The 24,888-nt window shown below is 43.6% G+C and carries 19 protein-coding genes; 6 read left to right on the forward strand and 13 right to left on the reverse strand.

Annotated features, from left to right (window positions below):
* Positions 1-80 precede the first annotated feature (80 nt).
* From L3V33_RS03735 to L3V33_RS03750, 4 genes are all read right to left on the reverse strand, one after another.
* Positions 81-941, reverse strand: a complete 861-nt coding sequence (locus tag L3V33_RS03735) for a hypothetical protein (RefSeq protein ID WP_237289170.1) — start codon at positions 939-941, stop codon at positions 81-83.
* 217 nt (positions 942-1,158) lie between these two features.
* Entirely contained in the window at positions 1,159-5,862 is a 4,704-nt protein-coding gene (locus L3V33_RS03740) for a DUF3320 domain-containing protein (RefSeq protein ID WP_237289172.1), read from the reverse strand.
* A 205-nt stretch (positions 5,863-6,067) separates the two neighbouring features.
* Positions 6,068-7,099 carry an L-threonine 3-dehydrogenase gene (tdh, locus tag L3V33_RS03745; protein ID WP_004730216.1) on the reverse strand — a complete coding sequence of 344 codons (1,032 nt, stop codon included), beginning with the start codon at positions 7,097-7,099 and terminating at the stop codon, positions 6,068-6,070.
* Positions 7,100-7,209: 110 nt separating this feature from the next.
* Entirely contained in the window at positions 7,210-8,403 is a 1,194-nt protein-coding gene (locus L3V33_RS03750; protein ID WP_237289174.1) for a glycine C-acetyltransferase, read from the reverse strand.
* 383 nt (positions 8,404-8,786) lie between these two features.
* Here L3V33_RS03750 and L3V33_RS03755 point away from each other — a divergent pair, with 383 nt between their 5' ends.
* On the forward strand, positions 8,787-9,518 hold the full coding sequence (locus tag L3V33_RS03755; protein ID WP_032546067.1) for an EAL domain-containing protein: 732 nt from the start codon (positions 8,787-8,789) through the stop codon (positions 9,516-9,518).
* A gap of 21 nt (positions 9,519-9,539) precedes the next feature.
* Here the strand turns inward: L3V33_RS03755 and L3V33_RS03760 are convergent, their stop codons facing one another.
* Both L3V33_RS03760 and L3V33_RS03765 read right to left on the reverse strand, forming a co-directional pair.
* The gene (locus tag L3V33_RS03760) at positions 9,540-10,298 is read right to left on the reverse strand and encodes a helix-turn-helix transcriptional regulator (RefSeq protein WP_237290163.1); all 759 of its coding nucleotides are present in this window, start codon (positions 10,296-10,298) and stop codon (positions 9,540-9,542) included.
* A 191-nt stretch (positions 10,299-10,489) separates the two neighbouring features.
* Positions 10,490-11,083: a cysteine dioxygenase family protein gene (locus L3V33_RS03765; protein WP_017079740.1), complete on the reverse strand. Its 594-nt coding sequence runs from the start codon at positions 11,081-11,083 to the stop codon at positions 10,490-10,492.
* 380 nt (positions 11,084-11,463) lie between these two features.
* On the opposite strand from L3V33_RS03765, the gene L3V33_RS03770 reads away from it, so the two are divergent.
* Both L3V33_RS03770 and L3V33_RS03775 read left to right on the forward strand, forming a co-directional pair.
* On the forward strand, positions 11,464-12,396 hold the full coding sequence (locus tag L3V33_RS03770) for a LysR family transcriptional regulator (RefSeq protein WP_004730200.1): 933 nt from the start codon (positions 11,464-11,466) through the stop codon (positions 12,394-12,396).
* Entirely contained in the window at positions 12,396-12,779 is a 384-nt protein-coding gene (locus L3V33_RS03775) for a VOC family protein (protein WP_237289178.1), read from the forward strand. The genes L3V33_RS03770 and L3V33_RS03775 overlap by 1 nt, the downstream gene beginning before the upstream one ends.
* A 113-nt stretch (positions 12,780-12,892) precedes the next feature.
* On the opposite strand, the gene L3V33_RS03780 is transcribed toward L3V33_RS03775, so the two are convergent.
* The 4 genes from L3V33_RS03780 to L3V33_RS03795 form a co-directional block, all read right to left on the reverse strand.
* A complete protein-coding gene (locus L3V33_RS03780; protein WP_237289180.1) occupies positions 12,893-14,428 on the reverse strand; it encodes a PepSY domain-containing protein in 1,536 nt (511 codons plus the stop codon).
* A gap of 111 nt (positions 14,429-14,539) precedes the next feature.
* A complete protein-coding gene (locus L3V33_RS03785) occupies positions 14,540-14,890 on the reverse strand; it encodes a hypothetical protein (RefSeq protein WP_017082430.1) in 351 nt (116 codons plus the stop codon).
* A 344-nt stretch (positions 14,891-15,234) separates the two neighbouring features.
* On the reverse strand, positions 15,235-15,630 hold the full coding sequence (locus tag L3V33_RS03790) for a cytochrome b562 (RefSeq protein ID WP_004730193.1): 396 nt from the start codon (positions 15,628-15,630) through the stop codon (positions 15,235-15,237).
* 166 nt (positions 15,631-15,796) lie between these two features.
* A complete protein-coding gene (locus L3V33_RS03795) occupies positions 15,797-16,543 on the reverse strand; it encodes a phosphatase (RefSeq protein ID WP_237289182.1) in 747 nt (248 codons plus the stop codon).
* A gap of 346 nt (positions 16,544-16,889) precedes the next feature.
* On the opposite strand from L3V33_RS03795, the gene L3V33_RS03800 reads away from it, so the two are divergent.
* Entirely contained in the window at positions 16,890-19,913 is a 3,024-nt protein-coding gene (locus L3V33_RS03800; protein ID WP_237289184.1) for an HD domain-containing phosphohydrolase, read from the forward strand.
* Between the two features lie 42 nt (positions 19,914-19,955).
* Here L3V33_RS03800 and L3V33_RS03805 read toward each other — a convergent pair whose 3' ends face one another.
* Positions 19,956-20,993 carry a DMT family transporter gene (locus tag L3V33_RS03805; protein WP_237289186.1) on the reverse strand — a complete coding sequence of 346 codons (1,038 nt, stop codon included), beginning with the start codon at positions 20,991-20,993 and terminating at the stop codon, positions 19,956-19,958.
* A 91-nt stretch (positions 20,994-21,084) separates the two neighbouring features.
* Here L3V33_RS03805 and L3V33_RS03810 point away from each other — a divergent pair, with 91 nt between their 5' ends.
* Entirely contained in the window at positions 21,085-22,011 is a 927-nt protein-coding gene (locus tag L3V33_RS03810) for a LysR substrate-binding domain-containing protein (protein ID WP_114635518.1), read from the forward strand.
* Positions 22,012-22,069: 58 nt separating this feature from the next.
* On the forward strand, positions 22,070-22,390 hold the full coding sequence (locus L3V33_RS03815) for a heavy metal-binding domain-containing protein (RefSeq protein WP_004730185.1): 321 nt from the start codon (positions 22,070-22,072) through the stop codon (positions 22,388-22,390).
* A 185-nt stretch (positions 22,391-22,575) separates the two neighbouring features.
* On the opposite strand, the gene L3V33_RS03820 is transcribed toward L3V33_RS03815, so the two are convergent.
* Both L3V33_RS03820 and L3V33_RS03825 read right to left on the reverse strand, forming a co-directional pair.
* On the reverse strand, positions 22,576-23,853 hold the full coding sequence (locus tag L3V33_RS03820; protein ID WP_237289188.1) for a peptidoglycan DD-metalloendopeptidase family protein: 1,278 nt from the start codon (positions 23,851-23,853) through the stop codon (positions 22,576-22,578).
* Positions 23,854-23,997: 144 nt separating this feature from the next.
* Positions 23,998-24,837, reverse strand: coding sequence for an alkyl sulfatase dimerization domain-containing protein (locus tag L3V33_RS03825; protein ID WP_065205922.1), 840 nt, complete (start codon positions 24,835-24,837; stop codon positions 23,998-24,000).
* Positions 24,838-24,888: the final 51 nt, after the last annotated feature.

Here is a 24,888-nt window from a genome sequence, read left to right on the forward strand (position 1 = left end):
TGGCTAAAGCAACAACAAGAAAGGCTGAACGATGATCGTTCAGCCTTTTTCGTTTCTAAAACTGTATTTCAAATAACGGCTTAATCGAACAAAGACGCCAGCTTATTTTCCACAACTGGGCTGATATTAAAGCTCAACATAAAATCTGGACGCGTTTCTTCGTCTTTCTCAAGGTAATAATTCGCTTCAATTCCAAACTTCCAAGGACGCCCATTCAAAACCGTTGTTTTACTTACACTTATATTTAACGGAATTTCCGCCTGATCCTTATTCCAGTCATACGAGAATGTCGGCGCAGAACCTATCGTCCAACCTCCTCCTAATATCTCCACCCAAAAGACTTGTGTCGATGTCTTGTTGATTCGAGTATCAGAATGGTCGGCTCCGTCTCCAGAAATACCATACAAGTGGTTTGGGAAAACACCTACAACTCGCTCGCTGCTTGCCTTACCGAACATAAACTCAGGCCCGACAGCAAATTGATCAGCCGTTAATTCATTACTGCCCGTTGGCAAAGAAGCAAAGAGACCGAAAGCGACAATAGTACCGCCCTCCATTTTAGGCGCATAAGCTAAATCAAATGAGATGTCTGTAACGCCGGACTGATCTATATGCTGCGAGCTTGCTGGTGTATCCATATGGAAATCGTTCTGTACATAAGAGATAGCCGGGCGGAAAATCACTTTATCACCATTATCCATTGGAAACGGCAATGTCGGCTGTAAGACGGTCGCGAAAGCATCTCCTCCTCCATCGTAACCACCTGAATACTGAAGCTTTAGATTGAGGCTAGCGTAAGCTGTGTTTGGGTTTGCAAGTTCCTTTGCTGCCTGTTCTGCTGCTTGATCACTTTCGGCTTTCGAAATGTCGACATTAGCGCTAGCAAAATTCGGCGTTAATAATATTCCAGTTATTATCAGTGCAAGTGGTTTACAAGCCATGAGCCCTCTTTAAAAATTAAACGCAGTGTATTGCGCGTATTTTAAAGACTAATGAGAGACAAAATGGCCATTCAGTGACATCAATAATTAATCGATGTCCAGAAAACAAAAAATGCCCCAAATTTCTTTGGGGCATTTCATTTTGGAATAAACTAAGGGTCTCCCCTATTCGTTTATTCCCAATCTAGGGTTACTTTGCCTGACATACCCGATCGCATCATGTCGAAGCCTGAATTACATCACCTTGAATGCTCAAAGTACCTGAGTTAACTAGCTCCAACAATATTGATTCAGTTCGGGCTTTCATAGCCTTACTTGTACTCGAGAAGCCTAAAACTTCTGTGACTGACTTTACTAAATCATCGCTTGATATTGAGAAAGTATCTTTAACGGTATCTATTGCGGCTTTCGCAATCTCTCCGTCATAGATGAGGTCATACTTACGTTCATTTGATGGCAAATCAACTCGGCTACGAATCGTAATTTCGTCTTGGCTTTTGGCAACAATGAACTCACCATCTAATTCGACTTTACCTTGTCTATTGAGTAAGCCAACCCCATCTAGAATTGCTCGATTGATACGTGCGCCACTTCGTGAACTGCCAACCGCTGACAACAGACGAATGCTTAGTTGTTTAACGTGGATAGGAGATTCAAAATCGATCACTTTCAAAATATCTTCCGCCAAGGTTGCCGTGCTGACATCCGGGATCGCATCACCAAGCCCTAGGTACAATTTTTCTGTTGGTAAAACTTGATAAACAGCAGCAGATGCTTGATGTTCGATCTCTACCCTTTCAATGGCTGCCTTAGGTTTTGATTTTGTCACCTCTTCAGCAACAAGCTCAGAGTCATAGGCTTCATAATAAGCGATAGCCGACTTGATAGAATCACCTAGCCTTTCAGTCTCTTTGTGGCGATTGCGGAACCAATCAGTACTCCAGATACGGTGGAAACGCCAACCTAACCCTTCAAGCACACTCTGACGGATGCGATCTCTGTCTCGCGCACTCTTAGAGCTGTGATAAGTTGCGCCATCACACTCGACTGCAAGCATATAGCGACCAGGTTTATGTGGATCTCTCACTGCAATATCAATATAGAAACCTGCACAACCGACTTGTGGTTGAACTTGATAGCCTAACGAACGAATTGAAGAGATAACTTCTTCTTCAAATGGCGAATCAGGCCCTTTACCTGTTTCTTCTCTCTTAACCAAGTCACCTGTCTCAGCGTAATGTAAGAAGTTTTTCAGCGCTCGTACACCAAATGGAGATGCGTCAGTGGTTGGCATCTCCTCACCTTTAAAGTTGCTGAATACTTCCATGCACATACGAGCACGTGAAATAAGAACGTTAAGTCTTCGCTCGCCACCTTCACCATTAAGTGGCCCAAAACTCATTGGTAAACGCCCTTCATTCGTCTTGCCATAACCGATGCTTATGTAGATAGTGTCACGTTCGTCACCTTGTACGTTTTCAAGGTTCTTAACGAAGAAGTCCTCTCCTTCTTCATGCTCTCCAAAGAAGTGTTCGAGATCTGGGTTCGCCTTTCTCAATCGTTCAACTTCTAGCAAGATTGCATCACGTTGGGCTGTACTGAATGCAACAACGCCCAGTGTTTGGTTTGGTGTTGTTTTAGCGTGTTTAATTACCGTCTCTGCAACGGCTGCGGCTTCATCTATGTTGCTTCTTGAACCACCTCGGTCATAAGTGGTACTCGGCAAGTAATTGAGGCTCAAGCCTTTTGCATTAGGGTTAATTCCAGATGACGGGAAAATCATCAGTTTGTTGTCATAAAATTCTTGGTTTGACACCGCGATTAACGACTCATGGCGACTACGGTAGTGCCATTTAAGCATTTTTTCTGGCGTACCTGACGCTAAGAACATCCCCAAAATACTTTCCATATCAGCCGTTAAGCTCTCTTCAGCCTCATCATCGTCAAGGACTAACTGCTTGCCAAAGAAGCTGGTTGGTGGCATCTGTTTCGTATCACCAACAACGATGACCTGTTTACCACGCAGAATGGCTCCAAGTGCATCGGCAACTTTAACCTGTGACGCTTCGTCAAAGATAACCAAGTCGAAATCAACAACGCCTGGCTCTAGATAGGTTGCAATCGACATAGGACTCATCATAAAGACAGGTTTGATCTGCTGGATCACTCGACCCGACTTATTGAGCAGACGTCTAATCGGCATTTGGCGGCGTTTCTTATTAAACTCACGTCTTAGCGTTTCTACCTCACCTCTTGCTGATGGGTTCGGTAGATTATCGTAAAGCTGTTTGACCAAAGATTCTTGCGAAAAATGGAACAATTGACCGTCAATATCACTGAACTGTTCAATTTGTTTTTCATGCTCAACACGATCAAAGTAGCGAATTTCATCTCGTGCATCATATTGGTAATCGACAAGCGAACTGTAGTACGTGAATTTAAAGCAATCTTGAATAAGTGTGGACTCTTGCGTCCAAGTGAATGCCTGTTGTCTCCAATCAGAAAGTCCAACGGCATCAAGATCTGAGCCTAAACGATTAAAACGTGTTAATGGGTAGAACTTCTGAATATCACTCTCAATCGTTTCAACTTCCTCACATTGCAGGGCATCACATCGTTCAACAAAGGAACTGAGGTCCAATTCCAGCAGTGATGCGAGTTCATTGATTACGTTCGTGCGCTTTTCGATAAGTGCATTAACCTTATCAAGCTCTGTGGTAGTAAAAGAAATTTCCTTTGATGGGTCTAGGTATTGCGCTGCACTGTGGTCTAACGTTCCCGACTTAATGCCTGAGTGGCACTGCTGCACCCATTGAAGCGGCTTTAGTATCGCTTTCCAATCGGTACTCTCATTTTTAAAATGACTGCCGATAGTATCAATTGCCAGTTGTGCAGATTCAATAAAGCTTTTTTGAGTCGAGCGATACTCCAGTATCGCATCAATCTTCTCAATCCATTCACTTGCGCCACCAGCAAGCCCATGTTTACACATGCCTGTATAGGTGCTTTTTGCTTTACCGTAATCGCCAGATAGGAATCGCCACCACTTTTGACCTGTTGTAAGCAACGAGCCACGAATTGGCATCCAATCATAATCTAATGCAATATCGACAAAGTGCTCTGAAAGCTCGGATTTTTGATCTTGTAGCGTTGCACCTTGAAGCGCAAAATCGAGTATCGTATCGCCTTTCGACTCCCAAGCAGGAGCGTTTCCATCAACACTCTCAAGCTCGGGTCTATCTGCAATAAGGGATAGGCCACCAAGCACTGAAATACAATCTGTATAGGTAGCGATCGGTGAGACGTAACCAGCACAGGCATGAAGAGCTTTAACTTGGTCAATGATCTCTTGCTGTGTTTGCACGACTTCAGCAACAAGCTTTTGTGCCGACTTGTCATCTGATGGCGAATAATCTTTAAGATTAGTAGATGAAAACAGATTCAGGCTTGGTGCAGCGTGCTCAGTTAAGTAATCAACGACCTCCGTGATCTTAACAAGAGCTGACAGGTAGTAACTCTTATCCCAAACGTTTAAATCAAAGTCGATACGAGGCAGTTCATCTAACTCGATTGAAGCATCGGTAATGATTCGCTCTAACTGTGAGCTATAACCTAGAGCATCATGATAGCTGACATCTGTATTGCCGATGCTCTCATTCACCGACTGGCAGTAATCATCCAATTTATTACGAAGAGAAACCAAGCGGTCAATATCTTCACTCCTCTCAGGGGTAACAGGAGCATGCTGCATCAGTGTATTTTCTAATGAAGAAAGAACTGCCTTCTTGTTCGCCTTGTGTGAGTGAAGCTCTAAAACTGAATCACCAATGTGACAGTTATCTAATCGGCGTTTAACGACATCAAGCGCTGCCATTTTCTCAGCAACAAACAGCACCTTTTTATTGTCAGCTAAAGCTTGAGAGATGATGTTGGTGATGGTTTGAGATTTACCTGTACCTGGAGGCCCTTGAATCACAAGATTCGCCCCTGACTTCGCAGCTAGAACCGCCTCTGTTTGACTTGAGTCAGAATCTAAAACAAGTTGAACTTCTTCAACACGGTTTACGTCCATTGGTGTTGAATCAAGCAAGGTTGCATCACGCTCAAAACCTTCGGTGAACAGCTTTTGGATCAAGCTATTTTCCGATGGTTTCTTACCCTCAGGCCAAACATCATCTGATAAGTCTTGATACATCTGGAATTTACCAAACGAGAAGAAGCTCAGTACGATTTTATTGCTCTCGACTAACCAACGCTTTTCTCCTGCAATAGCCGCAGCAACCAGATCTAAGTACCCTTGGAAATCATAGCCATTCTCTCCCTCTTCAAATTCGGGTAGAGCAATACCAAACTCCATCTTCAGTTTGGCTGCAAGGGTTAGGTTTGTTCCTAGCTCATTTTCTGTATAGCTAATTTTGTATGAATCACCCGCATCTTCTCGAAAAATTTCGACAGGAACTAGCACTAAAGGAGCGTATCTAGACTTGTCTGAATTATCATCTTCAAACCACTTAACAAACCCCATCGCAAGATAAAGAAGATCAACCCCTTGTTCTTGCACAAATATGGTGGCTTCTGTGCTTAGTTTTAGTAATCGAGTGTCTAATGGCTTTCTAAATAACTGAGTTTGTAAGGCATTATCTGAGTGCCTCTTGTCACCATTCTGTTCTTCAAGATGAGTAGTCAAATCAGTTAAAGATATCGACTTGCTGTCCTCTGTATCCAGAGAGTCAGGAGCTGGTAGGAATGACATCATTTTTGACTCATCAACCAAGTGCTCAAACACCTGCTCAGACTTTTCGTCAACAATGTCTAGAATCTTGGCTCCCTTGCCGACATTAAGTAATGTATTCCCTCTAAGCCCCATATCAAGGAGTTCTTGACGGCTTTTATCGAATATATCTTTAAGGTTTGAATTCATATCGTATTAAAACTCGCAATTGTATTAACCGAATTCTATACCAAATGACAAAGTGATTTATATAAGCTGGATCAATTTAATTTTTATAAATGTTAGGGATGGATATGACATGAGGTTGGATGGACAGCTTGAGATAAAATTTAGACACAAAAAAGGCAACAGTAATAACTGTCGCCTTTCTAATATTTTGCTACTCAGTTAAAGATTATTCCCAATCTAGGATTACTTTACCTGACATACCAGAGCGCATCATGTCGAAGCCTTTCTGGAAGTCGTCCACTTTGTAGTGGTGAGTAATGATTGGTGTTAGATCTAGACCTGACTGAATTAGTGAAGCCATCTTGTACCAAGTTTCAAACATCTCACGACCGTAGATACCTTTGATAACCAAACCTTTAAAGATTACTTGGTTCCAGTCTACTGCCATGTCTGATGGTGGAATACCTAGTAGAGAGATCTTACCGCCGTGATTCATGTTAGTCAGCATGCTGTTAAACGCAGATGGATTACCAGACATTTCTAGACCTACATCGAAGCCCTCAGTCATGCCAAGATCAGCCATTACGTCTTCAAGCTTCTCTTCCATTACGTTTACTGCGCGAGTTACACCCATTTGACGAGCAAGGTCTAGGCGGTATTCGTTTACGTCAGTGATTACAACATGACGAGCACCAACGTGCTTAGCAACAGCAGCAGCCATGATACCGATTGGACCAGCACCAGTAATTAGCACGTCTTCGCCTACTAGGTCGAAAGAAAGCGCTGTGTGTACTGCGTTACCAAACGGGTCAAAGATTGATGCTAGATCGTCAGAGATTTCTGCAGGGATCTTAAATGCGTTGAACGCAGGGATCACAAGGAACTCAGAGAACGCACCAGTACGGTTTACACCAACACCTGTTGTGTTACGACAAAGGTGAGTACGACCGCCACGACAGTTACGACAGTGACCACATGTGATGTGACCTTCGCCAGAGACACGGTCGCCGATTTCGAAACCACGAACTTCTTGGCCGATGCCAACAACTTCACCCACGTATTCGTGACCTACTACCATAGGTACTGGGATTGTGTTTTGTGACCATTCATCCCAGTTGTAGATATGTACGTCTGTACCACAAATTGCGGTTTTCTTTATACGGATAAGAAGATCATTATGACCCATTTCAGGTTTTTCAACCTCGGTCATCCAGATGCCTTCTTCAGGCTTAAGCTTAGAAAGTGCTTTAATTTTCATAATGTTATCCAGTTCATCTCGCCTAACTGTAAGGCGAGAATCAAAAATCTATATGTTCTATTGCGTGTTGTTCTATCTAATCAAAGGATGCACAAGGCACCCCTTTAAAATTAGATGATAGCCATGTCTTTACCAACTTGGATGAACGCATCAATTGCGCGATCCAGTTGCTCACGAGAGTGTGCTGCAGACATTTGCGTACGGATACGAGCTTGGCCTTTTGGTACTACAGGGAAAGAGAAGCCTACAACGTAGATGCCTTTCTCTAGTGCGCGCTCTGCGAATTCAGCTGCTACTTTTGCATCACCAAGCATGATTGGTATGATTGCGTGATCAGCGCCGCCCATAGTGAAACCAGCTGCTTCCATGCGAGTACGGAAGTGAGCAGAGTTTTCCCATAGTTGAGTACGTAGGTCGCCAGACTCCGCTAGAAGATCTAGAACGCGGATAGACGCAGATACGATTGCAGGTGCAACAGAGTTAGAGAATAGGTATGGACGAGAACGCTGACGTAGCCAGTCGATCACTTCTTTCTTACCAGAAGTGTAACCGCCTGAAGCGCCACCCATTGCTTTACCAAGCGTACCTGTGATGATGTCGATACGGTCTACAACATTGTGGAACTCGTGAGTACCTGCGCCGTTTTCGCCCATGAAGCCAACTGCGTGAGAGTCATCAACCATAACGAGTGCGCCGTACTTGTCAGCAAGGTCACAGATAGCAGGAAGGTTAGCAACTACGCCGTCCATTGAGAACACACCGTCAGTTACGATAAGCGTATGACGAGCGCCCGCTTCTTTAGCTGCGATAAGTTGTTGCTCTAGCTCTTCCATGTTGTTGTTCGAGTAACGGAAGCGCATTGCTTTACACAAACGAACACCATCAATGATAGATGCGTGGTTTAGAGCGTCAGAAATGATTGCGTCTTCTTTGCCTAGGATCGTTTCGAACAGGCCAGCGTTTGCATCAAAACAAGATGTGTAAAGAATAGTGTCTTCTTTGCCAAGGAACGTAGATAGCTTTTGCTCTAGTTCTTTGTGAGAGTCTTGAGTACCACAGATGAAACGAACAGAAGCCATACCAAAACCGTGTTGATCCATACCGTCTTTAGCAGCTTCGATAAGGTCAGGGTGGTTAGCAAGGCCTAAGTAGTTGTTTGCACAGAAGTTTAGTACTTCTTCACCAGTCGAGATAGAAACCGCTGCTTTTTGAGCAGAAGTGATAATGCGCTCAGACTTGTAAAGACCTTCTTCTTTAACTTCTTCGATTTGATTTTGAATCTGTTGGTAAAATGCAGAAGACATTGTCTATTCCTTCCTAATTATTATTCAGCAGCATCGTGCGCCGCATTATGTAGGGGATGTAAACGATTTCAATTCGATCATTTACACTGTAAAACTTATACCCCTATTCTAGTTGAACATCTCCTTCTCGATTATCCCTTTAGTTGGAAAAACATTAATGAATCACAGGCACGAATAATAGTTCATCCCAGTGACGCAGGGCACATAAACGCTTCTTGCCTGTTCTTTTTAACGTCAAATTACCTTCCGTCTCTGTCTAATTTCACATTCATATCAAATATCAATTTTTCATCTCAGAACGATATAGTGATGATTCTCCGATTCTCTCAGAATGTGCGACCGTTACGCCGCGATGCAAATGAGACAAGATGAGAAACAAGCAAATGACCCTATCTGACAACACCATACAAGAAGCTTTCAAGAATGACTGGCACACCTGCTTTTATCAGCCAAAGGTTCAGCCTAGTGTCGAGAAAGTGACTGGGGTTGAAGCGCTATTTCGCCTAGACATTCCAGAAGAAGGGATTTTCTCTCCGGGCGTATTTATCGATCGTGCGTTTGCATTGGGTTATGAAGAAGAGATCTTTTTTAGTGTGCTTGAGCAATCATTAACAGAGGTAAAATCGCTTTCTGTTCACCTGAACTTAGCCGTGAACATCAGTAAGAAAGTACTGGCAAACCCTGATAACGTGCAGAAAGTTCGTGAGTTACTTTGGAATGCGTCTTTCAAGGCAGAACAGCTTACCTTTGAGCTAAGTGAAAATGATCAGTTGGATGAGCAGCTTTGTGAGCAAATTAAGCGCTTTAAGTCTCTGGGCGTCAGAATCTCTATCGACGATTTTGGCATTGGCTATTCAGACATAAATAAGGTGATGGGCCTTAATGTCGATGAAGTGAAGTTCGATAAATCGATTGTGAACAGTATTGAGCCAGCAAGCTCCGACTTGGTTAAGCGCACTCTGGCGTACTGCAAAGAGTCTGGAATCGAAACCGTTGCGGAAGGCGTTGAAGACACAGATACACGTCAACTAATCCACCAGCTAGGTTTTGACAGCTATCAAGGCTTTCTATACTCAAAGCCACTGCCTTTAACTGATCTTAGATTTGTCATGTAGATAGTTGGAACTCAAGTAACGTTAGCTTAAAACAAACTCGACGCTTTTTTTCTTCTGCTTAAGGTCGTGATATCGAATGTACTTGAAGTAGATATCGTGTTTGTTTTGGATGTTTTGAGAGAACGGATTATTCACTAATTTCTTTATATCAGCCTTGAAAAACGGCATGCCGAGCTTGCTCATGTATGGCTCTAAGTAAAGATCATAGAGGAACTGGGACATTGCAGGATCAAGAGTCGGAAAGCGAAATTCAATGCCTGCCAAATTATCTGCCATGTAATCGAAGATCTTGCGTCGAATCACGATGCTAACCGCGCCAACACTGCAAAGCATCTTACTGAGGCCATCGTAAACCACATGACCAATAATGACTCCCTCGAACAAGAAGCAAAGCACCTGCATATCGTCTTTTCTCACGCCAAGATACTGAGCTACCTCGATAAAGTCTTTGCCATAAGTTTTGAGGTGCATCCCTTGAATCGACTTAAGCCTTTTCGCAGGAAGCGAACCCATGTTGTATGACTCTACGCTTGTGACCTCATAGTCGTAGCCAATATCGGCATTAGACGGACGTTCCATATTCTTTGTTGCGGCTTTGACTTGCACCATTTCTTCTACCGAAAAATCATAGTCGACCTGAAAGAAACTCGCGATACCAAGGCGACGAACAAAACTAGGCAGCGTCTTTGCCCTTTCCCACTGGCTGACCATCACCTGATTGACACCAAAAAATGCTCGATGAGAATTGGAAAGTAATTCTGAAAATTCTTCCTGTGAAATGGACGCTGATTCACGAAGTCGTTTTAGCTAAATTGGGAAATTGTCTTTATTCATCTGTCACTTACCTAGCTTTTTAACTAGTGTAGTTTACTTATCTCTACTATGACATGATGCATTGAGCATAACCTCGTTTAAACAAAACTCCCCCAGAACTTGGTTGGTATTTGTAGGCAGGTCGCTACAGATAAATGCTAAATCTCGTAGGCCCAGCACTCTTGTTGTATGTCGAGCAACTCGGACTTCCCACTCTCTAACTGATAGAGGTGAAACTGGCTTAAAGGGGGCGAATACACATGTAACGTAATGAGCGGTTCATCTCCAGCCTGTAGATTCGATATCTGATGGATATCATTATCTTTACTGACGGTCACACTGCCCTCTTGGAAATGAGTCGACTGAGAAGCAAAAATATGACCATTAGCTGCCGTTTCAAACAAGGTTTCCGTTGCTTGCCCATGTAGAACCTTTACGCCACAAGACGTATTCAAATGATCGTGTATTTTACTTCTTTGCCCATTTAGCCAACTCAAAATTAAAACTTCGCAGTGGTCATTCTTGAAAAGTCTTTGTCGGCAGTATGTTTCTTTATCAAAACTCGCCAACGACTTGATCTCTTCTTTACTCAGCTCGATGTTATCCAATATGAACCGAATAGAAGCCAGAGACATGGGTTTATTCGCCAGTTGTATTTGGTCCATAAACTCTTGGAAATTAAGCTCATAATCGTTATTAATTAACGCGGCTAACGCGGGAGATTGCGTTGGGGTGATATCAGTACGTTGCAAAATACTTACCTCTGACTATGTTTTCGCTCTTCCGAACTCGAAGTTGAAGTTGAAAGCTCTCTTCGAACGTTGAAATATAGCTGATTCGAATCAGCACAAGTTGGGAGGATACTAACACTGTTTAAATTAAATTTAACAAGCAACTACAAGTATTTACATTCATATAACAAAAGCATCTAACAACCAATTTGAAGCAACGGAATCGCCATATTGACTTGAGCTCTGAATAACTGGGTAATATGAAATAGGAACAACAAAAGAACGGCTTCTATCGCGGTTGCGATTACGCGTATCAATTAATGAAATTGATTCACAAATCAGAAGAGATCAATCACAATCAAGGTTATGGTCACAGATGAAACTAGCCCAACTGGATACTTATGATTAACCCAAAACTCATCGCCCTACTTCCCGATCTCGCCTCGTTTATCTTAGTTGTGAATGAAGGTAGCTTTACCGCTGCAGCAAAGCAGCTAGGCGTTACACCTTCAGCGTTGAGTAAATTGATCACACGTTTAGAAAAAGCGCTCTCAGTAAAGCTGTTCGAGCGAACCACTCGTACATTGATCATCACGCAAGCAGGCCAGTTGGTATACGACCAAAGCGTGGTCATGATTAATGCGGCGCAACAAGCGGTTGAGCTTTCTACCTCTGACCATACTGAACCTGCAGGATCTATAACGGTAGCGGCGCCAGAAGCCTTCTTGAACTCCGTGCTACAGCCTTTCGTTGTTCCATTCTTGAATCAGTACCCTGAGATTCAACTCAAATTAAGAGCCGCCGATGGCGACATCGACATATTGCGCCAAGGCATCGACATTGCCTTTCGCCTTACCGACAAACCTGACGAGAGTTTGGTATTGAAAGAACTCGGAAAAACGAACCTTGTACTTTGTGCGAGCCCCGACTATTTAGATGCCAAAGGAATCCCCCACCACCCTACCGAGCTTTCTGAGCACGACTGCTTATACCTTGCAGAAACAGATAAAGACCACATTTGGGACTTCCTTAAAGATGATGAGTTTTATACAGTCCCCGTCAGCGGACGTTACGCTGTGAACCACTCTCAGATGCGATTGAAAGGCGTTAAAGAAGGGCTTGGCGTGGGTATTTTCCATGACTTTGTAATTCAAGATGCATTGGCTGAAGGCTCTGTAGTGCAAGTATTGGAAGATTGGACCATCAAGAGTAATTACCATGGTGCTATCGCGATGCAGTTTGCTCAAACCAAGTACATGCCTGCCCGATTGCGTGTATTCATTGATTACGCGATGGAGCACTTAGGTGACAAACTGGCAGGAGAAATAAACTGATGCTGAAAGGAATACACCACGCCGCCATTATTTGCTCAGACTACGAAGTTTCTAAACACTTTTATACGGAAGTTTTAAAGCTTGAAGTGATTGCAGAGAATTATCGTGAAGCGCGTAAGTCGTATAAGCTTGACTTGGCACTGCCTACTGGCGCTCAAATAGAATTATTCAGCTTCCCTGACTCACCTGAAAGACCAAGCTTTCCGGAAGCTCAAGGGCTGAGACATTTGGCTTTTTGTGTTGATGACGTTCAACATGCCAAAAGCTATTTGGAAGGGCAAGGCATTGAAGTCGAACCGATTCGAGTTGATGAGTTTACGGGGAAATCATTTACGTTTTTCGCAGACCCAGACGGCCTGCCGCTTGAGCTTTATCAGATCTAAAGCTTTATCAAATCTAGCGCTGTATCTAGTCTAAAGTCTTCCTCACAAAAGAATCGCCCATCTGATTAATAAAACGGACTTTCTCAAGTCAAGAAAGTCCGTTTGCATGTCAATTAACTCAACGCGGTCTTGAATCTCTCAACGCGTGAAAACAGTAACCAATCCAATAGCATTGCAATCACAATCGTTGCACCCGCGAGTGGAAACAATATCGAAATAATAACCACAGTCACTAAACCCGCTTTCCATAAGCCTGCATCGCCAAACTTCGGTGGCGTTCCCAACTTTCTCTGGCCTGAAGGTCTGCGCATCCACCACAATACTCCACCAGTCACTGACACCAAAATGAATGCCAAACAGAACAACGCATTTAGAAGCTTGTTGATGATGCTGATGTCACCTTGGTGCAGAGAAATACCGACGGCTAAGGTTTTGGCGAATAAATTGTAATCTTGCCACGTCACCTCTCCTAGGATGCGCCCTGAATATTGGTCGAGGTGAGTAGTGCGATCTTGGGTTGGATCGATAATGTCACCGCCCATGGTATTTGCAGCCACGGTGTAAACGCCCGTTTCTGAGCGCGGGAAATTGACTTTATATTGCGTAAAACCAAGAGCTTGAGCTTTTGCTATCACATCATCAATCGAGAAATTACTCGCAGATAATACATGCTGAGAATGATCCTCACCCATCTTAGAATGATCATGAGCTTCAGACGCTTCTTCTACTTGGTGGACGTGTTCTGCTGGCTTATCTTGAGACAAAGGCAGTGGCGTTTGCTCTAGGTTCCAAGGCATTTCCTCCTCAGACCCGTGATTTAAAGAAGCATGCGTTTCGTTAGACAGAGGAATGTCGTCCCACATTTGAGCAGGAAAAGTACTCCATGCTTGCACTAGCTTACCGCCCCAAAAACCTGTCCATGACAATCCCGAAAGAATAAATAACAGAAGAATGAATGACAGTGTTCCACCGATGTTCGCATGCAGATCACGCATTAAAATACGCGTTCCTGAACCAAATCGAAGCTTAAGAAAACCAGCGCGGCTAGCGTTATCTCGAGGAAGCCATAAGTAAATGCCACTGATGAGTAACAGAATAGACAAGCTTATTGCGACTTCAATTAGGTAATCACCCCAATCACCAATCAACAAAGTGCCGTGAATGTCATTCGCCAGTTGGTACAGGCTATCGCTGCGCGGGATTTCTCCTACCACTTCACCAGTGTATTGATTCACCGTGGCGAAAACGGAAGTGCCATCTTCAAGCGATACAGAAAATCGGTTCGCAAGATCAGGGACTTTACTCGGTACAAACTGTGTCACCGTACCTTGTGGGTATTGATGCTGTACGGCAGCTAATTGTTGCGACACCTTGATCGGTTCGCCCGATGCAACAATTTCAATCGCGTCTTGATGGAAAGCGAGTTCAATTTCATCATCAAACAACATCACCAAACCAGTAATACTCAACATCAACATGAATGGGATAACGAATAGCCCGGCATAGAAGTGCCAGCGCCAAGTGAGGAAGTAGAGAGTTTTATTGCGGTCTTTGTTTTTTATATTGGTTCTCGAACCGGTTGTTGCACTGCTTGTAGACTGCGAAGTCGCTTGTGCTTTCGCAGAGCTTTGAGATTCATTTCTCAACATTATTATTTCCTTTGACACACGCAAACATACCTTCTGAAGAATCAGAAAGTAATCTGAGCATGTTTAACTTTACTTAATACTTTGTTTTTTAATTATTTTAGAAGGTTAGGTTTAAGCAATATCAAAGGGAGGGCCGCGCGGGGCTTGCCTCGTGTAGCGTTCGCTTAGAGCCAAAAAAGCGTAGCTGTCTGAGACAATAGAACTCAGTCGAGTTGTCAGTAGTGTAGTTGGAAGTTCGTCTTGGTGAAACGTGGAAAAATGGCTAAATGGACACGGCTTTCCTTTGTGAGTATTGGGCTCGCCTTCCTCAATTTGAACCAGTTCAAAGCCGTTGACCGTACATAACGACGCCCATACTCCCGCACTATTACCATGAGCATTGATAACAGGCATTAATGTCACTAGCACCCAGCTTAATGCTGTAGCAAGTAACATGGAGAAGTTGAACGAAGTTCGGCGCATTATTCCTAATCTTTATAAATTTTCCTTATTATGAGGCACTTGTTATATAGGTAAACGTAAAGATTAACATCAGGTTAAAAAATTGAAGCTAACGCACACTCTTTTTAGTTAAAAACTGGTTACAACCAAAGAGCCAAAAGAATGTTACGCACCTATTAGCAGTAACATGTCTAGAAAATAGCAGTAAACTGTTTAGAAAAAAGACAATAAAAAACGCCGCCTTACACCTTCCTCTAGAGAGGGTAATGTAAGACAGCGTTTTAGAAATCGAATCTTGAGGCTTTGCTCTTTGTTACGTAGCTCTTTGATACGTATCTAAAAAGCAAACTCAATTGATTAGCAAATTAACCGAAGATCTTGCTCCAAATGCTTGGATTACGCTTCTCGTGATACTCTTCACGAAGGCCATCGATAGTACGAAGCTCTTGCTGTGCAGATTCAAATTCACCTTGGTCTAGCTTCTTCTCAATGCTATCAATCGATGCACTGATCTTTTTGAAACCTTCCATGAAGTGTTCTTCTTTCTCAATTGGGTAAACACCCGTTTTGAGCTCAGCAACTAGCGTGTCGATACGTACGATAGGCTTTTGCATCTCTTCAATGTTTTGAGCTTCTGCCGCTTGTTTGAACGCAAGCTTCATTTCTTGCATGTTTTTCTTAAGGTCAACATTAGCAAAAGCGTTGCCAGACAATAGCGAAGCAGCGATTAAGCCAGATAAAAGGATTGAGCGAGTTTTCATTGTTTCTCCAGGTGAAGCGATGTCTTTGAAGATAGCGCCATCGTTATTGTGGCACTTCGACTTTATTATTTTCGGCTAGTGTATACAAAAATCCGTCGGGTACAAAAATTGATTGTGTCGAAATGCAAACTAGCTAGCTAATTACTGACAAGTGCCGGGCAAACCATCACTCAAATACCGAAAACTCGGCAATCGATTGACGACCACGCAATGTCAAAAAGGCTAAGAATTGCTGTGGTGAATGGGTAATAACCTTGCTCGAATCTACTCCCACCTCATCAAGTAATGAAGACACGAGATCCAACCCGCCCACATCTACGCAGAAATGCGCATCGCTACCTGTCGTAATAAACGCACCTTTCGCTTTCGCTATTCTTGCAATTTCATAACAGCGGTCAACACTGCCAACGCGACTATTGCCTTTGAGTGTGGTGTTATTAATTTCGATCGCAACGTTATGTTCCGCCGCACATTGAATCACAGCTTCAAAATCGAAATCAAAATTTGGGTTTCCTAAATGACCAAGTGCATCAATTCGACCACCTTTAATCACATTCAACAATGCTTCTGTATGGGTAGCGACATCCGATGGACGAAATACTGGCTCATGAAAACTCGCGATCACCCAATCCAAGTTCTTATCCACACTCGGATGAATGTCGATTTCACCCTGTGTATTCATGATGTTTGACTCGACACCTCGAATAATTGCGACATCTTCAATAAAACGAGGGAGCACACGCTGATTGCTGAAAAACCAATAGTGTGGCGCGCCCGGCATGGACTCAGAATGATCAGTAGTACAAAACATGGCTAAACCGTTTTGCTTCGCCGATTTAGCGTTTTCGATCAGCGTGCTGTAAGCATGGCCACTTGCGTATGTGTGGGTGTGGGTATCTACTTTGAGTTCCATGAATCAATGCTCTCTTCGCTTGGTCAAAAAACGTTTTTCAGAAAGTAACTCTGAGTCTCTTTCTGGAAAGGAGTGCCTGCACCTTTTTCTGAAAAGGAGTGCTTCGGAAAAGGAATGCTTAATGGCAACAATTCGACCAGTTTATCAGCTGAAAGTGACAATTAGCACCTAAACATAAGGGTTTCTTGCGAGTTCATTTACACAGCACGATAATACGTGGCTAACCAGAAGACACTAACGCTTTTCTTATCTGAGTAAAATCGAACATACTCGGTAATTACGCCAATTTTTTGCAACCTACCCAAGTTCGTCAATACTTAAACCAGTCTACAAACTGGAGTGTTAGATGAGAAGAAGACGATATCCGCTGAGTATCCACATCACTAGCCTTTTCTTAATTTTGACCACTCTTGTCGGTACCGTACTGATTTCGATAAGTTATCGGCACTCTCAAGAACTGCTTTTAGGCACCGTGCGCGAAGTCAGTAATGAACATCGCGATAAGTTGGAATCGGTATTTAAACAAGCTATTGCCCCAGTCATCACAACCTTAAACGTGATGGCAGTGAGCCCGTTTGTTGCTCATCAAACCTCCTCCGTCGAAAAAGAATCTTGGCTTGCTTCGGTCGATATCATCTTCAAACAAAATACTAACTTAGTCGCTCTGTTCTATGGCTCTGAAGATGGTGATTTCAGAATCTTTCGCCCTCTGAGTTCCATTAAACAGAGAGCCGATAACAACGCTCCCGCTAAAGCGACCATGATGGTCAGCAGCACCAATCTAGATGGTGAAAACTTTATTACCTTTCTCGATGGCGCACACCAAGTGATCAGTACCCGACAAGCCGAGAGTAAGTTCAACCCCACGACTCGACCTTGGTTTCGTAACGCAAAGCCTGACGGCTCAATACAACTCTCTGAGCCCTACCTGTTCTACTTCCTGCAAACCAATGGCATCACGCTTTCTAGACGTTCTTTGGATGGCAAGCATGTCGTTGGTGCCGACTTCACGTTGAAATCTCTCTCTTCCCAGATCAGTGAATTGGCTTACTCTCCACAAACCCGACTCGCTCTGTTCGATCAACATTTCAATCTTCTCGGCCAACATCAACTTGATTTATCAATCCCCAAGCTTACCTCCCAGCCTAATGACACAAGTAAAACTGAGAAAACGAATAACCAAACGACAGGGAAACTCTCTGGCAGTGAACAAGACCTAAGCTTTTTTAATGTGCCTAAGCGTGAACAGATGGAAGCATTGAAAGCATCCGTCATAGCACCACTTATCTCCGACGAAGAGAAATTAAACCTCAACCTAAAAAACGTTGAGTACAACTTAAACACTTGGGCATTGACGCTAACGCCTGTTGAGCTCACTCAGAATGTCACTTTATATTTGGCAGAGGCTACGCCACACAATGAGTTGCTCTCTGATCTTATCTCGATGCGTGACAAGCAAGTCGCCGTCGCGATTGGGATGTTGTTCATCTGCTTCGCTATCGTATGGTTTGTTGCTAATAGACTGTCTCAGCCTCTCAATACGCTGATGCAACTCACCGACAACATCGCACGATTTGACTTCAGGCGAACTCATTATCCCAAAAGCATGATTCAAGAAGTGGCTAACCTCGCCCACTCAATTGAGCTGATGGAACACACACTTCATGATCTTATTACGCTACTTCGAGACACGGCAGGTAATCAGGAATTTTCGATCTTAGCCAAAAATATTGCTCATCAAAGCTATTTAATTACTAAAGCAGAAACCATTGTCCTCTTCACTCAATCAAAAGAGAAAGATGTGTTTGATACAGCCGCGAACCTCGCCATTCTTCCCTTTAAGGCCGACATCAATGACTTCATCAAGCACACGCCTTGGTTGCTGTGCCAACTTAAATCTGGAGAAACCATCCACTTAAACCGAGAAGACAATGTTCTCAACTATTACCAAGATTCGATCTTCAATTCAGATCTGTACCTGTTTCCACTATTAAATCGTGAGAAGTTGTTGGTGGGTATCGTCGCAATTGGCTATGAAAGACCGATTACCAAGATGCAGGCAGACAAGCACGCCTTCTTACGAGAACTGCTCAGCTTTGCGGAAATAGCCAAAGATAACATTGACCAAATGCAGCAACAGAAAGACATGCTTAATGCCTTTATCGAGTTGATTGCATCAGCTATTGATACCAAATCACCTTACACGGGTGGGCATTGCCAGAGAGTGCCTGAACTCACCAAATGGCTGACTCAAGCAACCATTGATGATGACCGTTATTACCCGCAATTCTCATTGGATAGTAAACAGTGGGAAGAGTTAATGCTCGCCGCTTGGCTTCATGACTGCGGCAAGGTAACCACACCCGAGTATGTCGTAGACAAAGCGACTAAACTTGAAACCATTTACGACCGAATCCACGAAGTGCGAATGCGTTTCGAACTGTTAAAACAACAGGCTGAAACCGACTACTGGAAAGCCATAGCGAACGGAGCGCTTCAAGAGGATCAGCTTAGGGTCCTCGAACAAAGCTTGTCAGAATTGGATGAAGAATTTGCCTTTGTTGCTGAGTGCAACCTTGGTGGAGAGTCGATGACGGACGAACAGCTAGAACGCTTAGACCGAATAGCCAAGCGCCAATGGAAACGAACACTCGACGATCAGCTAGGGTTATCTTGGTCTGAAAAAGAGAGATTCAATGAACAACAAGACACGACAGAGAAGAGTGAAGCTGAGCCAGCAAGAAAAAACCAAATACTACCGGTGATGGAACCGCTACTTGCCGATAAGCCTGAGCATAAAATACCGTGGGATAATGGCTTTAGCCCTGCTGATGTATGGCAGGAAGCGTTTGTGCTTAAGCCAGGAGAGGTCAAATACAACCAAGGTGAACTGCACAATTTGAAAGTTCGTCGTGGTACGTTAAACGATGAAGAACGTTTCATGATCAACGATCATATTATTCAAACCTTCACCATGCTTAACAAGCTGCCTTATCCGTCTTACCTCCAGAATATTCCGGATATCGCCAGCGGACACCACGAGCGTATCGACGGCAAGGGCTACCCAAGAGGCTTAAGCGAAGACCAATTACCTCTGCCGTCCAGAGCGATGGCCATTGCTGATGTATTCGAAGCGCTCACCTCCAGTGATCGCCCGTATAAGAAAGGCAAACTCCTAAGCGAATCACTCAATATCATGACCAACATGGCCACCAGCGGTCATATCGATCCCAAGCTGTATTTGCTGTTCTTAGAAAACAAAATCTACGACAAATACGCTGAGCGATTCCTAGAGACTAAACAACGTTGCGAAATTGAACCAAACGAACACATCGACCGAGTAAAAGAGTACATACGCTCATTATTTTAAGTTTGAGCTAACCATTTAGTCTTTAGGCTATAAGATCAATGATTAGCTTTTAGCCGCAGAATCCAGCACCGCAACGTCCACTACAGTGGCTACCGTCGCTACAGCCACTGTGACTCGCGGTGTTTGCTTGGCTTTTGCTTTGCTGTGTCTCTTCGCTAATAGCGTGTTGGTAATGCTCGCCACAACAATCAGGTTAATGCCAATCATCTGCTGAGTAGAAAACACATCATCAAAGAACAAGCCCTGCCATAAGGCGCTAAACAGCATGTTAGTAAAAATCAGTGGTGCCAACTGGGAACCGCTATCTGCAAGCTTATAAGCCTTGGAGCGAAAAATTTGAGTATTGATGGTAAACAGTGCGAGTCCAAATGCACCAAGTCCAATCCAACACAAGCCATCAAACGACAGCAAAGTCGTTAAAGCTCCATACACACTGTCCCCCTTAAGTATATCTGGTACAGCAGAAACAGAAGTAAACACGAGCATAGGTATAACGAGTATTGCTGCGACTAAAAAGGTCCATGCGTTAAGCTCTGCTGGTGTCAGGCTGGTTTTAGATGCTCGGTACAGACTCACTTGCGAGCCAGAATTAAACACACCCGCTAGAAGTCCAAGCAATAGTGCAGGTCTAAAGAACTCCGAACCAAACTCAAACTGCGACCAATCCCCTGCCATCATCACTACGCCGAAGAATGTAATTGCTAAACATGCGATAATCGTTGTATGAATCTTGGTTCCGAATATTAATTTTTCTAACAATGGAATAAACAGAGGCCCCGTACTGAATAACACCACACCTTCAACCAGCGTTAAGGTTTGTAGTGAAGTAAGGAAACACCACTGACACGCCACCATAAAGATCGCCCGCATCACTAAAGGTTTCCACATATCGAGTGAAGGTTTCGTTATTTTGTAGAACATCAAGAATAAGAATAAGAACAGACTGGGTAACAAAAAACGCACAAAACTGAGTAACGAGATTGGCATCACTTCAGATAGATACTTGGCCATCAAGCCACTCAAAGACAAACTGAACGTCGACAACAACATGAAAGTCGTCGCCTTGGTAATATCAGACATAATTATCACCTCCTATGACACCTATTTTAGAAGCGTGACGTGATGAAAAATAGCGAGTAATATTAACCATAACTGTAAGGAAAACTTACCAATGAAGAAACTCGTCCCGCTTAAATCCGTTTATGCTTTCATTGCTGTTGCTGAAACCGGCAGTATGACCGACGCTGCTCGAGTGTTGTTTGTCAGTCATTCTGCAGTAAGCCAAGCCATCAAATCACTAGAGCAACTGGTTAATAAACCGTTATTTCAGCGAGTAGGTCGTCGTGTTGTTCTTAATGCCGCCGGTAAGCGATATTATCGAAAGGTCGCGCCCGCACTTGAGCAAGTGATAGAAGCCACCGAAGAGCTTGCCAGAACGCCTAACGATCACCGTATCACTCTTAACATGGTGAACTCACTCGCGATGCACTGGTGGATCCCTCGAGTCCCCGAATTCCAAGCATTTGCTCCCTCACTTGATATCCGTATTTCGACATTAACCGGCCCTTTCGATATCGAACAAGAAGGTGTCGATATTGCCCTCGTACATGGCAAGCCAAACGAGTGGGAACAATATTACAGCGAAAAGCTCGGCGACGATGACCTGGTCTTGGTGTGCAGCCCTGCTCTATTGAAAAACCAGACCGGATTAAACGTCCAGCAACTCGTCAAACAAAACCCGACTATTGGCGTTTTTAACCTCAGGCGACAACACGACTGGCAAGTCTGGTGCGACAATTACCAAATCCCAATGCCCACATTCCATAGCAATCTAACGTTTGATGTCTCTATTCAAGCGGTTCAAGCTGCAATTCGTTCGTTAGGCGTATTGGTCACGCATCGCTTGTTTGTGAAAGATGACATCAGCCATGGGATGCTAGTGGAGTTGGGCGAACCCGTCGCGAATCCACACCAAGATTTCTATTTTGTTTGCCCAAAAAACAAATTAAAACAAGAAAGTGTGCTAAAACTGAGAACATGGTTGAGGCATGAATTCACACGCTCAGAGACAACACTGAGCGATGTTATTCAAGAGTAAGACCAAACTATCAATCCATACAGCGAGTAACAGCTCATCAAGCTTACAAGAGGCCATTATGATTATTACCACCACTCAATCGGTTGAAGGCAAACGCATTGTCGATTACAAAGGGGTTATCGCCGGAGAAGCCATTCTAGGGGTGAATGTTTTCAAAGATATGTTTTCAGGAATTCGTGACTTTGTGGGTGGACGTTCTGGCACCTACGAGAAAGAATTAGAAAAAGCACGCAACTACGCCTTCAAAGAGCTAGAACAAAAAGCCATTGAAGCAGGCGCGAACGCGGTTGTGGGCGTAGATATCGATTACGAGGTACTAGGAACGGGTAATGGCATGCTAATGGTATCGGCGAGCGGTACAGCGGTTGTCGTCGCTTAATCGCCTAGTCGCTCAATCGCTTAGCCACTTAGTCACTTAAGATCTCAAAACTTGAGCACTTAAGCACTTAAGCACTTAAGCACTTAAGCGATTAGGATACTGAGCAATCAGGCAGCCTAATGAAAACTCATTCCAACCCTTTGATGATTAGCCGACAAAGGGTTAGAACAGTTATAAGCTGACACTTAGCTTGATGTTACTCGTGTAACCTTTTGCCCGGAGAGCATGTCATCAAACGAGGCAACTCTCGCCAAGAATGCACCTTTATTTTCAGGTAAGATAGAACTCGCTAAAGGTAAGTTCGCTTTCATCGAATCCACAGCTCTTCCTCGCACCAGTACTTCAAAATGCAAATGCGGCCCGGTTACGCGACCAGTCGTGCCTGACAACGCAATTTTCTGCCCACGCTTAACCTGTTGCCCCTTCTTAACCAAGAATCGGCTCAAATGCAGATAGCGAGTTTTGTAAACACTGTTATGTTCAATCACTATGTATTTCCCCGCATACGGGTGGTTACGAATAGCAATAACTCGACCGTCACCGGTTGAATAAACTGGCGAACCTACAGGTGTTGCGAAGTCAGTACCATTATGTGGAGATATACGTCCGGTCACTGGGTGCTTACGGTACGGGTTAAATGGCGAAGTAATTCTTCGGAATTGTTTGTCTATTGGGTAGCGATTGAACGCTTGCTCAAGGCTGTTACCCTCTCTGTCGTAGAAGCGTCCATCTGGAGCAAGAAACGCGGCCACTTCCTTACCTCGTAACGTAATCGATATGCCTTGGACCTCTGTTTTTCCTGTTAGATGGTCGCCTGTGTATTGCTCCTTAACCAACACATTAAACTCATCGCCCGCTCTTAACTGCTTTGAGAAGTTAATCTTGTCTCTTAACGTTCGAGTAATATTGGCTATCTGGGCGGTTGTTAATCCCGCTTTGTATGCTGACGTTGAAAAACTGCCATGAACGGTGCCCTTATAGAGCTTTTCTTTCCATTCGCCAGGCATTTCATGGAATTGGTAATTAAAGCTTCCATCATCATTTTTAGTGAAGACAGCTTGCTCTACGAGACTTTCATGGAAAATCAGCTCTACGAGTTGTTTAGAGTCACTATCCAAAAGCAACTCTAGATGATCGCCAGGCTTTATTGTATCGAGCTTCAAAGACTCAAGATCCGCTTCCATCACTTTTTGAACTGTCTCATAAGGCAGTTTCCATGACGAAAATATGTTGCTGAGCGTATCTCCAACCTTCACGAAATAATGAACTTTTATCAACGTTCTTGAGCTTGCCTCTGAATCTGTATATGAGTTTGATGCCCCCTCTTGATGAGTTAATAAATCTTTATAAGGGGTGACTTGAATTGAGATTTCTTCTGGTGCTTCGGATTGAAAATGGAGCAAAACGGAAAGCGAGAATGCACTGATAGCGATCACGATCAGGCCAATAGGGAGGAACTTCATAAAATACTTAGCGGTTATAACAAGGAACTTGGCAAGTGTTATAACATAACAATTAATTCAAAAGAATAAACGAAATGTAAGAAACCGTTCAACAAAAGTTGCCAAAATATGGTGGGCGTGTGAAGCCCACCACCTTAAGTGACATTACTCTTCACAAAGCGCTTCAAAACGATCTAAGCCGCGCAGCATCTCAAAGTCTGGCTCTTCAGCTAGCAACTCTCTCATTGAACCACTCGCTTCAATAGAGCGCTCTAAGTCATCGATAGCCTGACCTTCTGCTCCTAACCTTGCATACGAACAAGCACGTTGATACAAGGCGTGGGCATTTTGGTCATCCACTTCTAACACGCGGTTACATAGGCTCATTGCCCAGTGGTATTCCTGCATATCCATCGCAGCATCCGCTTTATAGGTCAACGCTTCTAAATCACCCGGACGAACCTTCAATATCTCATCGTAAATTTCAATCTTCTGCTCGGCGGTTTGAGCGTTTTGCGCTCTGAGCCATAAATTGTGAATCTCATTGATGATTTCGATTTCTCGGTTGTTCTCTGAGATAATTCTGGTCTTACGCTTAAGATCCCTTTCAAGAACATTGAATTTCTTCTCGTAGTCTTGAGCAATCGAATTAAGTCGCTGGTCAGCCATTTCTTTGGTGGTGTGTTTGAGGTCTTTCAGTGATTGCCAACCAACCAATGCAATAAGAGAAGCAACACCCGCAATAATATAGAAGAAATACGTGACCGTGACATTGGCATAATTCAATGACTTATCGGCGACTGTAAGCTCACGATCGGTCATCTGAATGGTCAAGCGCCTTTCCAGATCTTGCTGTTCCATTCGCAACTGCTTCAACTCATCTAAGATGTAGCGTTCCATCAATGGTCGGTCTACATACTCTTTCTCTGAGTATTTAACCTCCTCGCTTGCAAAGCTCATGGTCGTGACCAGTGATAACACTGCAATCAATAGGGTTCGAAGCATTTATACATTCCTTATATATTTAATCTTTGTTAACTGTATCTCTTAATCGCA

It is taken from the genome of Vibrio sp. A2-1 (assembly GCF_021728355.1).
Taxonomy (GTDB): Bacteria; Pseudomonadota; Gammaproteobacteria; order Enterobacterales; family Vibrionaceae; genus Vibrio; species Vibrio splendidus_K.

What these genes read in the sequence shown, in the direction of transcription:
- L3V33_RS03775 (WP_237289178.1), top strand. Translation starts at nt 12,396, where the DNA reads ATGCTGAAAGGAATACACCACGCCGCCATTATTTGCTCAGACTACGAA.
- L3V33_RS03755 (WP_032546067.1), top strand. Translation starts at nt 8,787, where the DNA reads ATGACCCTATCTGACAACACCATACAAGAAGCTTTCAAGAATGACTGG.
- L3V33_RS03795 (WP_237289182.1), bottom strand. Translation starts at nt 16,543, where the DNA reads ATGGAACTCAAAGTAGATACCCACACCCACACATACGCAAGTGGCCAT.
- L3V33_RS03780 (WP_237289180.1), bottom strand. Translation starts at nt 14,428, where the DNA reads ATGTTGAGAAATGAATCTCAAAGCTCTGCGAAAGCACAAGCGACTTCG.
- tdh (WP_004730216.1), bottom strand. Translation starts at nt 7,099, where the DNA reads ATGAAAATTAAAGCACTTTCTAAGCTTAAGCCTGAAGAAGGCATCTGG.
- L3V33_RS03750 (WP_237289174.1), bottom strand. Translation starts at nt 8,403, where the DNA reads ATGTCTTCTGCATTTTACCAACAGATTCAAAATCAAATCGAAGAAGTT.
- L3V33_RS03790 (WP_004730193.1), bottom strand. Translation starts at nt 15,630, where the DNA reads ATGAAAACTCGCTCAATCCTTTTATCTGGCTTAATCGCTGCTTCGCTA.
- L3V33_RS03820 (WP_237289188.1), bottom strand. Translation starts at nt 23,853, where the DNA reads ATGAAGTTCCTCCCTATTGGCCTGATCGTGATCGCTATCAGTGCATTC.
- L3V33_RS03770 (WP_004730200.1), top strand. Translation starts at nt 11,464, where the DNA reads ATGATTAACCCAAAACTCATCGCCCTACTTCCCGATCTCGCCTCGTTT.
- L3V33_RS03740 (WP_237289172.1), bottom strand. Translation starts at nt 5,862, where the DNA reads ATGAATTCAAACCTTAAAGATATATTCGATAAAAGCCGTCAAGAACTC.
- L3V33_RS03825 (WP_065205922.1), bottom strand. Translation starts at nt 24,837, where the DNA reads ATGCTTCGAACCCTATTGATTGCAGTGTTATCACTGGTCACGACCATG.
- L3V33_RS03815 (WP_004730185.1), top strand. Translation starts at nt 22,070, where the DNA reads ATGATTATTACCACCACTCAATCGGTTGAAGGCAAACGCATTGTCGAT.
- L3V33_RS03735 (WP_237289170.1), bottom strand. Translation starts at nt 941, where the DNA reads ATGGCTTGTAAACCACTTGCACTGATAATAACTGGAATATTATTAACG.
- L3V33_RS03810 (WP_114635518.1), top strand. Translation starts at nt 21,085, where the DNA reads ATGAAGAAACTCGTCCCGCTTAAATCCGTTTATGCTTTCATTGCTGTT.
- L3V33_RS03800 (WP_237289184.1), top strand. Translation starts at nt 16,890, where the DNA reads ATGAGAAGAAGACGATATCCGCTGAGTATCCACATCACTAGCCTTTTC.
- L3V33_RS03785 (WP_017082430.1), bottom strand. Translation starts at nt 14,890, where the DNA reads ATGCGCCGAACTTCGTTCAACTTCTCCATGTTACTTGCTACAGCATTA.
- L3V33_RS03805 (WP_237289186.1), bottom strand. Translation starts at nt 20,993, where the DNA reads ATGTCTGATATTACCAAGGCGACGACTTTCATGTTGTTGTCGACGTTC.